At 66.5% G+C, this 15,243-nt stretch carries 9 protein-coding genes; 4 read left to right on the top strand and 5 right to left on the bottom strand.

The genetic code is table 11. The features are described 5' to 3' along the window. Window positions 1-102 precede the first annotated feature (102 nt). From ACVIIW_RS33315 to ACVIIW_RS33305, 3 genes are all read right to left on the bottom strand, one after another. A complete protein-coding gene (locus ACVIIW_RS33315; protein ID WP_456704576.1) occupies window positions 103-1,776 on the bottom strand; it encodes a caspase family protein in 1,674 nt (557 codons plus the stop codon). Window positions 1,777-1,915: 139 nt separating this feature from the next. Next, window positions 1,916-2,260 (bottom strand): alginate lyase family protein, encoded by a 345-nt coding sequence (locus ACVIIW_RS33310; protein WP_456704575.1) that lies wholly within the window; start codon window positions 2,258-2,260, stop codon window positions 1,916-1,918. Window positions 2,261-2,358: 98 nt separating this feature from the next. Next, a complete protein-coding gene (locus ACVIIW_RS33305; RefSeq protein ID WP_456704574.1) occupies window positions 2,359-3,708 on the bottom strand; it encodes a hypothetical protein in 1,350 nt (449 codons plus the stop codon). A gap of 75 nt (window positions 3,709-3,783) precedes the next feature. Here ACVIIW_RS33305 and ACVIIW_RS33300 point away from each other — a divergent pair, with 75 nt between their 5' ends. After that, the gene (locus tag ACVIIW_RS33300; RefSeq protein WP_456704573.1) at window positions 3,784-4,980 is read left to right on the top strand and encodes an MFS transporter; all 1,197 of its coding nucleotides are present in this window, start codon (window positions 3,784-3,786) and stop codon (window positions 4,978-4,980) included. On the opposite strand, the gene dgcA is transcribed toward ACVIIW_RS33300, so the two are convergent. After that, window positions 4,950-5,945, bottom strand: a complete 996-nt coding sequence (gene dgcA, locus ACVIIW_RS33295; protein ID WP_456704572.1) for an N-acetyl-D-Glu racemase DgcA — start codon at window positions 5,943-5,945, stop codon at window positions 4,950-4,952. The genes ACVIIW_RS33300 and dgcA overlap by 31 nt on opposite strands. Window positions 5,946-6,079: 134 nt before the next feature. Between dgcA and ACVIIW_RS33290 the strand changes: the two genes are divergently transcribed. The 3 genes from ACVIIW_RS33290 to ACVIIW_RS33280 are packed head-to-tail and all read left to right on the top strand — an operon-like array spanning window position 6,080 to window position 8,917. Beyond that, complete coding sequence (locus tag ACVIIW_RS33290; RefSeq protein WP_456704571.1) at window positions 6,080-7,213, top strand: MlaE family ABC transporter permease; 1,134 nt, start codon at window positions 6,080-6,082, stop codon at window positions 7,211-7,213. A gap of 2 nt (window positions 7,214-7,215) precedes the next feature. After that, window positions 7,216-7,998: an ABC transporter ATP-binding protein gene (locus tag ACVIIW_RS33285; protein WP_456704570.1), complete on the top strand. Its 783-nt coding sequence runs from the start codon at window positions 7,216-7,218 to the stop codon at window positions 7,996-7,998. Between the two features lie 16 nt (window positions 7,999-8,014). After that, window positions 8,015-8,917 carry an MlaD family protein gene (locus ACVIIW_RS33280; protein ID WP_456704569.1) on the top strand — a complete coding sequence of 301 codons (903 nt, stop codon included), beginning with the start codon at window positions 8,015-8,017 and terminating at the stop codon, window positions 8,915-8,917. Between the two features lie 130 nt (window positions 8,918-9,047). Here the strand turns inward: ACVIIW_RS33280 and ACVIIW_RS33275 are convergent, their stop codons facing one another. Next, the gene (locus ACVIIW_RS33275; RefSeq protein WP_456704568.1) at window positions 9,048-14,894 is read right to left on the bottom strand and encodes an apolipoprotein A-IV repeat region-like domain-containing protein; all 5,847 of its coding nucleotides are present in this window, start codon (window positions 14,892-14,894) and stop codon (window positions 9,048-9,050) included. Window positions 14,895-15,243: the final 349 nt, after the last annotated feature.

The raw sequence follows: 15,243 nt of genomic DNA, 5'->3' as shown, positions 1-15,243 counted from the left end.
GCCGGGTGGGGGATGTCTCCTCTTGGGGATTGTCCCATTGTGGAGACACCCCACCCCGGCCCTCCCCGCAAGCGGGAGAGGGAGCGCACCTTTTTCGTGGCATCAGTGCATGAAGCCGCGGTGGTTGTTGCCGCCGTTCATGTTTGACTGGTTCATCGATTGACGGACATTGTTGCCGCCGCCCACGATCCGGTTGGTCGCGTTGAGCTGCGGGCGGGTGTTCTGCACCTGCACCTTGTTCACCGGGTTGTTGTTGAGCCTGACGCCGTTGTTGATATGGATCGGGTTGTTCTGCGTCGGGACGTTCGCGGGCTTCGCGCCGACCGTCGTGCCGGCCTTGCCGATCGTCACTGGCATGCTCACGACCTTGCCCGCCGCGCCGGTATTGGTGTTGGTCACCGGCAGCGTCACGATCTTGCCGATGCTGTTGTTGTTTGCTGCCGTGTTGGGCGGTGCGGGCAGGGTGACGATCTTGCCGAGGTTGCCCTCGACCGGCTTCTGCACGACAGGCAGGTTCACGTTGGTCTGCGCGCCATTGCCCTGCTGGATCAGCGGCATGTATTTGGGCCGGCCGAGATTGCCGATCTTGAGCGTCGGGGCAATGTTCTGCGGGGCGAGGAATTTCGTCGCCTGCATCAGGGGAATCAGCTTCGGCTGTGCCTCGAGCTTCAGCGCGACTTGCGCGTAGGGGCTGTTGCCGTAGCTGTCGTAGAAGGCCTTGTAGCCGAGCGGCGAGTTCGCCAGCACCGCCTGGTGCCAGGCCTGCGTGAGCAAGAGGTTCGCAAGCAGCCAGCGGATGTGATCGCACAGCGGGTCGTGCGGATACATCGCGACGAACTCCTGATAGTATTCAGGCTTGCCCTCCGACAGCACATAGTCATAGGCCTGGCGCGCCGTGCGGCTCGGCAGGTTGGATGCCATCTGCACGACAGGCGCATGCACCGGCGCGCGGTTGGCGGCGACGGCCGTGTCGCCGAAAAAGGTGAAGTCGGAGGTGAGCGAGGAACTCTCCCAGGGCACTTGCGCGCCGCTGGTGGTCTGGTTGACCGCCAGGCGCACGCGCTTGAACAACTGCTCGATCGGCACGTTGGGCTCGCGCGCGATGTTCAGGAAGGCCTGCGTGTAGGGGCTGTGGCCATTGGTGCCGTCGAGCGCCTCGGCGCCCGGCGCAGTCGAATAGCCGACGATCGAGCCGTTCGGCGCGTCAACGATGGCAAGGCCCCGGCCGGCGTCGTTGACGCCGGGGAACGGGTTGTTGCGGCAGGCATCGAGGATGACGATACGCATCCGGCTCGGGATCGTCTCGAGCGTTGACATGACGTCGACCAGGCGGACCGAGTCGTTGACGAGCTCGGTTGGCTTCGACACCTTCGCGTCGACGGGGACGAGGTAGTTCTCGCCGGCAAGCTGCACGCCATGACCGGCGTAATAGACCATCGCCACCGTGTTCGGGCCGCGCGCGGACACCTTGGCCGAGAAATCCTGCACGACGCGCAGCATGTCGCTCTGGCCGAGGTCGGTGGCCGAGATCACCTCGAAGCCGGCCGAGTTGAGGAATTGCGCCATCGACTGCGCGTCATTGTCGGGATTGGCGAGCTGCGGCGCGTTCTGGTAGTTCGAATTGCCGATCACCAGCGCCACGCGCTGTTCCGGGCCTTGCAGCGTGGTCGGGGCGGGTTCGACAGGGGCGACTTGCGCGGAAGCCGGGCCGCAGGCGAAGCCGAACAGGCTTCCCAGCAGGCCAGCCGTCATCAGGGCGGATGTCATGCGGAACATGGGGTGTGCTCCCTCGGGGCTGATCTCGATGCGAGATTGGTTGCGAGGAAGCTAGGTCGCGTTCGAATCCTGGTCCGTGATCGCAATCACGATGGCGCGCTGCGTGATCTGAATCACACTCCGGAGCCGGCATCTTCATTCAGTTTGGAAGCGCAGGCCCCCAACTTGCCGTGACGTTGCCGTCGAGACGTGGATTGGTCAGGGGCCTCCTGGCATTGAGGATGGGCAGCAGGCGCGGATCGTGAAAGCGGGCGTAGTACGGCTCCATCCAGGCGAGATCTCCCTGAAAGGTCCACGGGAAGAGCTGCTGTGGATCGTGAGTCAGCATGCTGAAACTTTGCTGGTTTTGAACCGCGCAAATGATCAATTCGGCGAGGCGCTGGATCGCCCTGTCGTTCTCCGCGTAGAGATCGATCTTCCGGCGGCTTGCCAGCTCGGCACAGAACACCAGCGGGATGAGTGCCGACGCTCCGGTGCGCTCCAAATCTGTTCCCTCACACTCCGTCATGCGAGCGCAGCGAAGCAATCCAGAATCCCTCCGCGGAAAGACTCTGGATTGCTTCGGCGGAGAGCGCGTCCCCCTTACGAGAAGAACGCGATCTTCTCGGCCTGGGTCATGCGGCGGATCGGCGCCAACGCATCGTTTGCGGCCGGGCGGGGCTTTTGCACGATGCCGCTGGCGAGGATGGTGGCGCCGAGCGAGGGCTCGGGAAGGGGGGACGGCATCGGCAGGCTCGCGGACGGCGCTGCGGCGAAGGTAGCCACGGCCGCCATCGCGGGCGCCGGCTGCTCCATCATTTCGGCGGCGGCTTCCGCGATGGCCTCGGTGAGGCGCGCGAGCGATTCCATCGCGATCGGGGCGTCGGTGACCGGCTGCTCGGCGACCGGCTCCTCAACGTGTGGCGCGGTGGGCGCCTCCATGGCGACCGGCTCCGCGACCTCCGCAATCATCGGCTCGGGAACGGCTGCTCCCACCTCCATGGGCTCGGCGATCGCGTCGAACTCCGGATCGGGCGCGGCCATCTCCAGCGCGATCGCCTCGAGGATGGCTTCGTCCTCGGCTTCCGCGGCAGCATCGAGCGGGAATTCGTCGGTGACCCCGGCGACGCCCACGGGATCGGCGAGGCTGTCCTCGAGCGCAGCAAGACTCTCTTCCGCGACGGTGTGGCTTTCGGCGATCTCGGGCGCGCCGGCGACGTCCATCGTCTCCCCGGCGGCGCCGCTTAGGTCGGCGGCGGCCTCGGGCTCGGGTGCGATCTCCTGTGGCGCCTCCGTAAAAGCCACGGGCGCTTCACGCGCCATCGCAGCCGGCGCCTCGACAATTGGGGCTTCTGCCACCGGCGCTGTGGACTGGGCGGGCGCAGGTCGCGCCGCGGCCTGCGGCACCGCGACGCCATCTGCTTCGGTCTGCTCGATCCGGTCCTTGAGCAGATCGAAGGCAGCCTTGAGGTCGCCGCGCGGGTCGATCGCCGACACCTGGGCGCAGGCCGCCTCGATCGAGGCGAGCTGAGAATCAATCAGGTCGCAGATTCGCCCATCGGCGCCGATCTCGCGCCAGCGCCAGGAGATCTCCTTGATGATGCGCACGCCGCGCGTGACAGGTGCGAGGCCGGCTTCGATCGCGGCAGGATCGAACGCCTTGCCGGCGGCGCTTTCGGCGTCCTCGACCGCGCGGCGGATCGCGGCCAGGGCTTCGGGCAGGCGGTCCACCACGACGGGTTGTCGCTGTGCCGCAAGGGTTTCCTCGATTTTCGCGACCGCATCGAGCACCATGCGCGTGTCGGCGTTGCGGTTGCGCTTGGCGTATTCGCCGAGGAACCAGCGTCCGCGCGCGGTCTCCATGAAGGCTTCGCGGATCGCGTCGTAATCCTGCTCGTTCGGCTCGGCCGCGCGGGCAGACATAGGCGAAAGGGCGAATGCTTCAGAGGCCATGTCAATCTCGTCGCGCAAATCACTGCGCGTTACTGTAACGATCACCACGATATCGACCGAATCGCAATTGGTTTGATGCTACCCGAATCACAAATCCCCATCGCAGCCTCGGTCAAGCGGCGATTCGCCGTGCGGCTCGCGCTGTTCTATTCGGCAGTGTTCGCGGTATCAGGGACGCATCTGCCGTTCTTCCCGCTCTGGCTCAAGGCGATCGGCATCGACGCCTCCTGGATCGGCCTCATCAATGCGCTGCCGGCGCTCACGCGCTTCACCACGTTGCCGCAGGTCACCGCCATTGCCGAAAAGCGGCATGCCATTCGCGGCGGCATGATGATCTCGGTGCTGGGGACGGCAATCGGCTTTGCTGCCGTCGGCTTGCAGCAGCAGCCGTTGGAGCTGTTCGTGATCTACGCACTCACCTGCATGATGTGGACGCCGACGACGCCGCTCACCGATGCCTATGCGCTGCGGGGCGTTGCGCGTTACGGGCTCGACTACGGTCCCCTGAGGCTGTGGGGCTCGGCGGCGTTTGCGGCCGCGGCGCTCGCCTGCGGTTATCTCGTCGACATCATCGCGGCGCGCGATCTGATCTGGATCATCGTTGCGTGGGCCGTCGTCACGGTCCTGGTCGGCCTGCTGCTGCAACCGCTCGACGATGCCAGGCGCAAGACGACCGGGACGCAAGCCGATAATGCGCTGCTGCGCGATGGCGGCTTGTGGGCGGTGATCGCATCAGCTGCGCTGATCCAGGGCAGCCACGTCGCCTACTACACGTTCTCCGCCATCAACTGGCAACTCCACGGCTTGAGCGGGCTGACGATCGCGGGATTGTGGACGCTGGGCGTGATCGCCGAGATCATCGTGTTCGCGCTGTCGCCGCGCTTCTCGCTTCATCCGTCATCGCTGATGGCGATCGGGGGCTTGAGCGCCGTGCTGCGCTGGATCGTGACCGCGAACGAGCCGCCGCTCGCACTGCTCGCGATCGCCCAGCTCGGTCATGGCCTCACGTTCGGCATGACCATCGTCGGCACCATGAATCTGCTGGTGCAGCGCGTGCCGTCGCATCAGATCGCGCGCGGACAAGGCTATTACGCCGCATGCAGCGGATTGTTGAGCGCAACGACGTCGATCGCGTCAGGCGCGATCTATGCCCGCATCGGCGATGGCCTGTATTACGTCATGGCCGCGATGGCCGCCGCCGGCGCGCTCGTGATCTGGTCGGCGCGGCACCGGCTGATCGCTCAGCCCCAGAGCGAAGCGTCCGGCGGATAGACCAGGCTCTCGTCATAACGCAGTCCATGATCGCGATCGCGCGCCAGTAGCAAGGGACCATCGAGATCGACGAAGCGTGCCTGCGGCGTCACCAGCATGGCGGGCGCCATCGACAGCGAGGTCGCGACCATGCAGCCGATCATGATCTCGAAGCCGAGCGCCTGCGCGGCATCGGCCATGGCTAGCGCCTCGGTGAGGCCGCCGGTCTTGTCGAGCTTGATGTTCACGGCGTCGTAGCGCGCACGCAGCGGTGCAAGGGACTTGCGGTCGTGGACGCTCTCGTCCGCACAGACGGTGAGCGGTCGCTTGATCCGCGCCAGCGCATCGTCCTTCCCCGCCGGCAGCGGCTGCTCCACCAGGGTGACGCCGACAGCGGCACAGGCGGCGAGGTTGGCTTCCAGATTGGCCTCGGTCCAGGCCTCGTTGGCATCGACGATCAGTTCGGACTCGGGCGCTGCCATGCGCACCGCGGTGATTCGCCGTGGATCGCCGTCGCCGCCGAGCTTGATCTTGAGGAGCGGCCGGTGTGCAGCCTTGGCGGTCGCCGCAGCCATGGCCTCGGGCGTGCCCAGCGAGATTGTATAGGCGGTGGTGCGCTCCCCGGGCACGGGGCGGTCCAGCAGGCTCCAGGCCCGCCGGCCTGATGCCTTGGCCTCGAGGTCGATCAGGGCGCAATCCAGCGCGTTGCGAGCGGCTCCGGGCGGCATGGCGGCCTGGAGGGCCTGCCGCGTCAGCCCATCCGCCACGGCCGCCTGCATGGCCTGGATCGCGGCCAGGGTCGCCTCGGGCGTCTCGCCGTAGCGGGGATAAGGCACGCATTCGCCGCGGCCGGTCAGGCCATTTTGCCTCACTTCGGCCACGACGGTGACCGCTTCCGTCTTGGCGCCCCGGCTGATCGTGAAACTGCCGGCGATGGGAAACCGCTCGATTCGCGCGGCGAGGACGGGAACTTTGCTGGAAGTCATTTTGAACTCTGGCGAAAACTGAACCTGCTGGTTACCTCTAACAACTAACATTAACCAGTTGGGGATACCTTTTCTGGGTAAGGGCGCGTGCGCAACGATCTGATTTCCTCCGCCCTGGTATGGGAGCGGATACCTTGAGCGGCGATCCGAAGCTGGAACGGATTGCCAAAGGCAACGCGCTGGCCCTCTGCGCCACCGGAACCTGGACCGCGAGCTTCGCGCCGGTCCTGGAGCGGATGGTGGCCGACGCCGAGAAACTTGCCGGCGGCCCGCAAAGCATTTTCATCGACGTCTCCGAGGTCGCCAAGCTCGACACGTTCGGCGCCTGGCTGATCGAGCGGCTGCGCCGCAGCCTGACCAAAGGCGCCGTCGAGGCCCAGATCGCCGGGCTGTCCGCGAACTATGCGAGCCTCGTCGACGAGGTGCGCCGGGTCCGGGCGACCCCGGTGGTCGAAACCTCCGCGATCACCATCACCGGCATGCTGGAACAGATCGGCCGCGGCGTCGCGGGCCTTGGCGGCACCATCGCGAGCCTGGTCGACATGCTGGGTGCGGTGCTCGCGGCGGGCGCACATGTGCTGATCCATCCGCGCTCGTTCCGCCTGACCTCGACCGTGCACCATCTGGAGCAGGTTTGCTGGCGCGCGGTGCCGATCATCGTGCTGATCACCTTCCTGATCGGCTGCATCATCGCCCAGCAGGGCATCTTCCATTTCCGCCGCTTCGGCGCCGACATCTTCGTCGTCGACATGCTCGGGGTGCTGGTCTTGCGCGAGATCGGCGTGCTCCTGGTCGCGATCATGGTCGCGGGCCGCTCGGGCAGTGCCTACACTGCCGAGCTCGGCTCGATGAAGATGCGTGAGGAGATCGACGCGCTGCGCACCATGGGCTTCGACCCGATCGAGGTGCTGGTGCTGCCGCGCATGCTGGCGCTGGTGCTGGCGCTGCCGATCCTCGCCTTCCTCGGCGCCATGGCCGCGCTCTATGGCGGCGGCCTCGTCGCCTGGCTCTATGGCGGCGTCGATCCCGAAGCGTTCCTGCTGCGCCTGCGCGATGCCATCTCGATCGACCATTTCATCGTCGGCATGGTGAAGGCGCCCGTGATGGCCGCGGTGATCGGCATCGTCGCCTGCGTCGAGGGACTTGCGGTGCAAGGCAGCGCGGAGTCGCTCGGACAGCACACCACGGCGTCCGTGGTGAAGGGCATCTTCTTCGTCATCGTCATGGACGGCGTGTTCGCGATCTTCTTCGCCTCGATCGGGATGTGATGATGGCGCAAGAAACTCAAAACGAAATTCAGAACCCCATCATCCGCGTTCGCGACATCACCGTGCAGTTCGGCGCGACACGTGTGCTCGATGGTCTCGACCTCGACGTCAAGCGCGGCGAGATTTTGGGCTTTGTCGGTCCTTCAGGCGCCGGCAAGTCGGTGCTGACCCGCACGATCATCGGCCTGGTGCCGAAGGTCGCAGGCTCGATCGAAGTGTTCGGCGTCGATCTGGATTCCTCCAATACGTCGCAGCGCCGCAACGTCGAGCGGCGCTGGGGCGTGCTGTTCCAGCAGGGCGCGCTGTTCTCCTCGCTCACCGTGCGGCAGAACATCCAGTTTCCGATGCGCGAATATCTGCGGGTGTCGCAGCGGCTGATGGACGAGATCACCATGGCCAAGCTCGCCATGGTCGGTCTCAAGCCCGAAGTGGCCGAGCGTTTTCCGTCGGAGCTCTCAGGCGGCATGATCAAACGTGTCGCGCTGGCCCGCGCGTTGTCGCTCGATCCCGATCTCGTCTTTCTCGACGAGCCGACCTCGGGCCTGGATCCGATCGGTGCCGGCGACTTCGACGAGCTGGTCAGGACGTTGCAGCGGACTTTGGGACTGACGGTTTTCATGGTAACCCACGACCTCGACAGCCTTTACACAGCTTGCGACCGCATCGCCGTCCTGGGGAACGGCAAGATCATTGCGGCAGGGTCGATTGCCGACATGCAGGCCTCGCAGCATCCCTGGCTGAGGCAATATTTCCATGGCAAGCGCGCCCGCGCGGTAATGAGTTGAGTAGCCGGAGCACCTGATGGAAACGCGGGCGAACTACGTATTGATCGGATCCTTCACGCTGGCGGTGATCGCAGCTGCGATCGGCTTCGTGCTGTGGTTCCAGTCGCTGCACACCACCAAGCAGCGGATGCCCTTCCGCGTCGTGTTCGAGGGACCGGCCGCGGGCCTGCGCAACGGCGGCAGCGTCAACTTCAACGGTATCCGGGTCGGCGAGGTGGTCTCGGTGAAGCTCGACAATCCGCGGCGGGTCGTCGCGCTCGCCATGATCGAGAACAACACGCCGCTGCGCAAGGACACTCTGGTCGGCCTCGAATTCCAGGGCCTGACCGGCGTCGCCGCGATCTCGCTCAAGGGCGGCGAGGAAGCCGCACCGCCGCCGCCGCTCGACGAGGACGGCATTCCGACGCTGACGGCCGATCCGAACAAGCTCCAGGACGTCACCGAGGCGATCCGCGGCACGCTGCAGAACATCAACAAGATCGTTGCCGACAATCAGGAGTCGGTGAAGAACTCGCTGAAAAATCTGGAGACCTTCACCAACTCGCTCGCGCGCAACTCCGAGAAGATCGACGGCGTGATGGCCAAGGTCGACGGCGTGATTCTCAAGGCCGACGGTGTGATGCTCAAGGCCGACAACCTCATGCTCGGCCTCAACACCCTTGCCGGCGGCAAGGATGGCGGCGAGCTGTTCCTGACGGTCAAATCGATCCGCGAGCTCGCCGAGGATTTCGACAAGCGCTCCGGCGCGCTGATGACCGACGGCCGTCGCACCCTCGGCGACATCAGCCGCGCCGTGAACAATTTCGACCGCAACCCGACCCGCGTGCTGTTCGGCGCCAGCAACAGCAGCGCACAACCGGCGCCGCCGCCGGCCGAACCGGCGAAGCCGGCGCCGGCCGCGAGTGGCAGGCGGCAGTAGAGTTTCATCGGCGGACCTCGGGCCATGGACCCCAATCCGGGTTCTTTGCTCGCCTTGCAATGACGAGCTGAAACGAAAACGGAGGCCGTGAGGCCTCCGTTTGCATTCGCTATTCGCTGGGGGTCGCGTCTTACCCCAACCGTCCCGCCGCATGCGCGAGCAGGGTGTAGACCAGACCCGTCTCCGAGGTCAGGTGGCTGCGCAGCTCCTGCGGGCCACGGCCATCGCTGGCGACTTCGTCGAGCAGGCGTTCGAACTCGCTGATGTAGCGGTCCACCGTGCCCTTGAAGTTGCGATCGGCGCGGTACTTGCGGGCGACCTCGTCGAAGGCCTTCTGGCCGGCGGGCGTGTACAGGCGCTTGGTGAAGGCCTTGTTCTCGCCGCGCTGGTAGCGGTCCCACATCTCGGCGGCGAGATTGCGGTCCATCAGCCGGCCGATGTCGAGCGACAGCGATTCCAGCGGATTGCCGCTGCTCTGCGCGGCCTGCGGCAGCGGAGCAGGCGCAGCCTGGCGGACGCGCGGAGCCTCACGGCCGGCCGGAGCAGGGGGGTTGGCATCGGTGCGGTTCAACAGGTCCGACAGCCAGCCGTCGCGGCCCTGGTCGTTGCCGCCGGGGGCGACCGGCGGAGCCTCGGCGCGGCGCGAGGCGGCGGGCATGCCGAGGTCCGGCGGCGGCAGCGTCGAGGCACTGCCGGTGTCGCGCATGCGGGTCTCGGTGCCGCGAGCTGCAGTCGCCATCACCGGCTCTTCCTGCCGCTGGACGGCGACGGACGCACGGCCCGTCGTGGTGACGTCGAGGCCGCGGCCGTGCTGGGCCACGATGCGGTTGAGCTCGGCGAGCGCCTCGATCTGGTCGACGATCACCTTGCGCATCTGCGCGGTGCTCTCGGCGGCCTCCTGTGGCATTTCGAGCACGCCGCGGCGCAGTTCGTTGCGGGTGGCCTCGAGCTCGTTGTGCATCTCCAAGGCCATCTGCTTCATGCTGGAGACGAGGTTGCTGAACTTCTCGGTCGACTGCTTGAACATCGCATCCGCCTCGTCGGTGGTTTGGCGGTAGATGTCGTGCATGGCGTCGAGGGTCTGCCGGTGCTCCTCTTCGGAGGCGGCCCGCACTGCCTCGAACTGGCGGGTGATCGCGGCCGAACCTGCGCCGGCGGTCTCGGCGACCACGCGGGCGATGTCGCGCGCACGCTCTTCGGCTGCAGCGAGCGACTCGTCGAGCAGCCCGGTGAAGCGCGACAGGCGCTGGTCGAGATCGGCGGTCCGCAGGTCGATGGTGGTGACGAGCGATTCCAACGCCGCCTTGCGTTCGGCAAGCGAGGCGGTGGTGTTCTTGTTGCTCTGCTCGACGACCTGAGCGGCATCGACCAGCGCCTTGCCGTGTGCGTCGAACTGGGTCGACAGCTCGCCGAGATCCTGCAGCGCCCGGGTGGTCTTGCTGTTGAACACGTTGAGCTGGTCTTCGAGGTTCTGCGTCGCAGCACCGTTGCGCGAGGTGACGTCGTTCATCGCCGACACGAAGTCGGCAACGCGCGTCACCAGCGCCCGCTCGAGCGAGTTCAGGTTGTCGTGCGCACCGGTCAGCACCTCCTGGAGCAGGATGTTGCCTTCGCGCAGGCGCTCGAACAGCGCGACCGTGTCGGTGCGCAGGATCTTGCTGGTCTCCTGCATCTCGGTGACGGCCGCGATCGAGACCTGACGCGACTGGTCGATCGCCGCGCGCGAGGCCGACTCGAGGTCCTTGAGCGACTTGCTGACCGCGCCGGTCGCGATCTCGCTCGCCGCGTTGATGGTGCGGGCGACTTCGTTGCCGTTGCCCATCATGGTCTGCGAGAAGGCCTGGCCGCGCGTCTCGATCGACTTCAGCGCGTCGGAGGTGACGCGGTCGATGTCGAGCGTGAGCTGGCTGGTCTTCGAGCCGATCGCGTCGACGAGCGAGCCGCGCTTGGCGTCGATCATGTTCGAGAGGCGGTCGGCCTGCTGCTGCACATAGGTGACGATCTCGTCCGTCTTGCCGGTCATGGCCTGGCCGAAGCTGGAAGTGGCGGCGAGCACCGAGCGCTCGACGTCGGCCGAGCTCGACTTGACCCGCGAGCTCGCCTCGTTGGAGGCGGAGATCAGGGCGTTCTGGGCGTTGAGCGCGCTGGTCTGGATGTCGTTGGTCGCATTCGCCGTGGCCGTGCTCAGCGCGCGCTCGATCTCGGTCGAGATCATGCGGATCTGGCTTGCGGCGTCCGCCGAGGTCGAGGTCAGCGAGGTCTGGGCCTCGCGTGCGCTGTTGAGAATGGTGGAGGCGGTGTCGGCGCCGACCGAGGTCAGGGTACGCTCGATGTCCGTCGTCAGCGACTTGATCTGGCTCGCCGCGTCGGTCGAGGCGGTGATGAGCGTGCCCTGGGCCTCGCGCACGCCGCTGGTGAGCGCCTCGATGGTGGCTCCGCCGGCGGTCGCCAGCGCGCGCTGCATTTCGGCTGCGAGCGAGCGGACCTGGCCGGTCTGTTCCGCCGAAACCGCGAGCAGGGTGCTCTGGGCGTCGCGGGCGCTGGCCGTGATCGTCTCGGCCGTGGTCTGGCCGACCTGCGAAAGCGAGCGGTGCACTTCGGCCGCGAGCGACTTGACCTGGCTCGCCGCCTCCGCGGACGCGTTGACCAGGGTGCTCTGCGCCTCGCGGGCGCCGCCCAGGATGCTCTCTGCTGTCGATGTGCCAGCCATGGAGAGCGACCGCTGCACGTCGGCGGTAAGAGCCTTGACCTGGTTTGCCGCATCCGCAGATCCGGCGACGAGCGTGCTCTGGGCCTCGCGCGCGCCCGTCATGATGGTCTCGGCGGTCGAGGTGCCGGCCATCGAGAGCGAGCGCTGCACGTCGGAGGACAACGCCTTGATCTGGTTGGCGGTCTCGGTCGAGGCCGTGATCAGCATGCCCTGCGCGTCGCGGGCGCCGGCCGTGATCGCTTCCGCCGTGGAGGTGCCGGCCATCGACAGCGAGCGCTGCACGTCGGCGGTGAGCGTCTTGACGTGGTTGGCCGCATCCGAGGAGGCGGTGACGAGCGTGGTCTGCACCTCGCGGGCGCCGGCCAGGATCGAGGCCGCGGTGGCCGAGCCGGCCGCGGACAGAGTGCGCTCGACGTCGGCCGCGAGCCCCTTGATCTGGTTGGCGGCATCGCCCGAGGCGGCGACGAGGGACGACTGCGCTTCGCGGGCGCTGGTCAGGATCGAGTTCGCGGCTCCCGTGCCGACGGCGGTCAGCGCGCGCTCGACCTCGGCGGAGGTCATCTTGAGCTGGGCGTTGACGTCGGAGGAGACGGTCATGAGCGACTGTTGCGCGGTGCGCGCACCGGTCTGGATCGTCTCGCTGGTGTTGACCACGAGATTGGTGAGCGAACGCTCGGCGTCTTCGACATGCGAGCGGATCGCGGTCGAGATCATCTCGGCCCGGGACATCATGTCCTCGCTGGCCTGGCGGCCGCTGCTTTCGATGCGGCCGGCGACGGCCTCGACACGCGAGCCGAGCAGGTCCTCGAACTGCGCCACGCGGACGTCGATGTCGCTCGCGACCGAACCGACCTTGGTTTCGATCGCCTGCTGGATGTCCTGGAAGCGCGCCGTGACCGTGTCGGTCAGGTGCATGCTGCGGCCGTCGATGAGGTCGGCGACGCTGGTGATGCGGCGGTCGACTGCCTCGATCGCCTGCGCCGTGCCGTCCGTGAGCGTCGAGGTAAGCAGGGTGAGGCGGGTGTCGATCGACTGCACCGCCTGCGAGGCGCCGCTGGTCAAGGCGCTCGTCAGATAGCTGAGGCGGCTGTCCACGGACTCCAGCGCCTGCGATGCACCGCTGTTGAACGTCGTCGTCAGATGCGTCAGGCGCGTATCGATTGCCTGGATCGTCTGCGAGGCGCCCTCGGTCAGCGTCGTCGTGAGGTGGGTGAGGCGGCCATCGATGGATTCGAGCGCCTGCGCCGCGCCGCCGGTGAGCGTCGTCGTGAGATGCGTCAAGCGCGTATCAACCGACTGGATCGCCTGGGCCGCACCATCGGTCAGCGACGTCGAGAGCGTGTTGAGGCGTTCGTCGATGGTTTCGGTTACCGACTTCGCACGCGCGTCGAACGACTGCTCGAGCGCGCCGACGCGCCCGCCGAGCTGCTGGTCGAACGTCTTGATGTGGCCTTCGATGGTGCCGTCGAGGCTGGCGATCTTGTCATTCAGCGAGGCGTCCAGATTGGCGACGCGTTCGCCGATCGTGGTCTCGAACTGCACCAGGCGCTCGTCGAGCACGGCCGTGATGGCGCCGCCGTTCGAGGTGAAGCGAGTGTCGAAATTATCGACATAGGTCTTCAGCGACTCGTGGATGTCCTGGGTGCGCTGGCCCAAGCGCTCGACGATCTCGCCGCCGAAGGTCTTCACGGTGCGGTCGAATTCGGAGATGTGGCGCGTGATCAGGGCACCCAGGGTGCCGGAATCGCGGGCGAACTTCTCGACCAGCTCGGACCCCTGGTTCTTCACCAGCTCGTCGAACGCGCTCATCTGCAGCGACAGCGAATCGTGCGCGGTCTCGGTCTGGCTGACGACCTTGGCGACCAGCGTGTTGACGGTGGCGTCGAGCGCCTCGCTCGCCTTGTCGCCCGAGGTCATGATCTGGCCGGCGAGGCGGTTGCCGGCGTCGTCGATCTTGGCGGAGATGTCGTTGGAGCGCAGCTCGAGCTCGAGCAGCAGCGAGTCCGACGAGTTCTTCAGGCTGTCGTGCACCTGCTCGGTGCGCTCGGAGATGCCGTCGACGATCGCGGCGGAACGCTGCTCGAACTCGCCGGTGATGCGGTCGATGCGTTCGTTCAGCATCTCGTGGACGCGGTCGGCGAGGTCGACGAACTCGTCGTGGACGTGGCCGGTCTTGAAGTTGAGGCTGGTGGTCAGTCGCTCGCTGGCGTCGAGCACCGCGCGCGTGGTCTCGGCGCTGGCTTCCTCGAGCCGGTCGAGCAGGTCGCCGCCGCGCTCGCCCAGCGCGAGGATCATGTTGTCGCCGGCGTGGCTCAGGGCGCCCGTGATGTGAGCGCCGCGCTCTTCCAGCGCGCCGGTGATGGATTTCGCGACCTCGTCGACGCGAGAGGCGATCGCGTCCGAGATCAGCGCGATGTCGTGACGAAGGTCGATCTGCACGCCGGAAATGGCGCTGCGGACCTGCTCGGCCTGGCCGACCAGGTTGTCGCGCTGATGCGCGATGTCCTGGAGCAGGGCGCGGATGCGGACCTCGTTGTCGGAATAGGCGCGTTCGAGCGCGGCGACCTCGTTTGCGACGAGTGTTTCGAGTTCGCCTGCGCGCGCGATGGCGCGCTCGATGCCGTCGCCCATTGCCGCGACCTCGCGGCGGATGGCCTGGCCGACCGTGACCATGGAATCCGACGCCGAACCTTCCGGCTCGGAGAAGCGGATCGCAACCTGCGCCATCGCCTGCGCGACCTGGCTCATCTGCTGGCCGCGCCAGACCAGGCTGGCGAGGAAGTAGAACAGCATGATCGGCGCGAAGAACATGGTGACGAGGCCGGCGATCGCCAGCACGCCGCCGCTCTCGCCCATGGCGGCCCGGATCGAGGGCAGGAAGCCGACCGTCAGGGCGGCACAGGCGGCGAGCCAGATCACGGTGAAGATGGTCGCGCCGGTGTAGATGTTGCGCGCGGGGCGGCCCGTTTGCAGCGATTGGAGCAGCTGGCCGATGGTCGCGCGGTCGTCGTTGGCGGCGCGGCGCGAGGTGCGCGGTTCCTCGATCGGATCGAACACGGCGCGCTCGTTGGCGGCAGGCCGCGGCTCGAAGGCGGGCTCGCCGTCGAACACGGGGGGCGCGGGCGGTGGGACCGGCGGCGCCGTTTCGTTGCGCATCGCGGCGTTGCGGCTGGTATCGGCAGCCGTGTCGCTGATGTTGAGGGCTTCCTGGATCGCAGAAAGCGCAACTTCTGTGGGGTCTTTGACCTTTTTGGGAGTATTGGCCATGTTCAGTCCAAGCCCTCGTTACTTTTACGCGTTCCCCCGCGAGCCCTGCGCGCTACGCAAGCCCACAGACCGGATCATGCCGCTTGGGCGGATCTCCAAGCCGTCCCCACCCGGACGGCTTGTCCGCCAATTTCCGCAACATCCTATTGGCAGAGCGTCGCGAATGAAATGCCCGCGATTAAGACATTCTTAATCATCGTTAACAGGAAAAGGCCGTAACGCCTTAGCCCTAAATGAAATTCTCCACCGGACTCAGCCGATTGCGGCAACTTTTCGTCATTAAACGGGCGGTTTTGCGTAAATCGGCCGAAACGCTTCGTTAACCATTTCCATGCTTCGGTGGTCGGAA

The sequence above is a fragment of the Bradyrhizobium sp. USDA 4449 genome (assembly GCF_054056275.1).
Note: the sequence above shows the minus strand (reverse complement) of the source record. Positions and strands in the feature narration are given on the sequence as shown.

Coding starts and splice junctions, on each gene's coding strand:
- ACVIIW_RS33285 (WP_456704570.1), top strand. CDS start 7,216: ATGGCGCAAGAAACTCAAAACGAAATTCAGAACCCCATCATCCGCGTT.
- ACVIIW_RS33280 (WP_456704569.1), top strand. CDS start 8,015: ATGGAAACGCGGGCGAACTACGTATTGATCGGATCCTTCACGCTGGCG.
- ACVIIW_RS33300 (WP_456704573.1), top strand. CDS start 3,784: ATGCTACCCGAATCACAAATCCCCATCGCAGCCTCGGTCAAGCGGCGA.
- ACVIIW_RS33275 (WP_456704568.1), bottom strand. CDS start 14,894: ATGGCCAATACTCCCAAAAAGGTCAAAGACCCCACAGAAGTTGCGCTT.
- ACVIIW_RS33315 (WP_456704576.1), bottom strand. CDS start 1,776: ATGTTCCGCATGACATCCGCCCTGATGACGGCTGGCCTGCTGGGAAGC.
- ACVIIW_RS33305 (WP_456704574.1), bottom strand. CDS start 3,708: ATGGCCTCTGAAGCATTCGCCCTTTCGCCTATGTCTGCCCGCGCGGCC.
- dgcA (WP_456704572.1), bottom strand. CDS start 5,945: ATGACTTCCAGCAAAGTTCCCGTCCTCGCCGCGCGAATCGAGCGGTTT.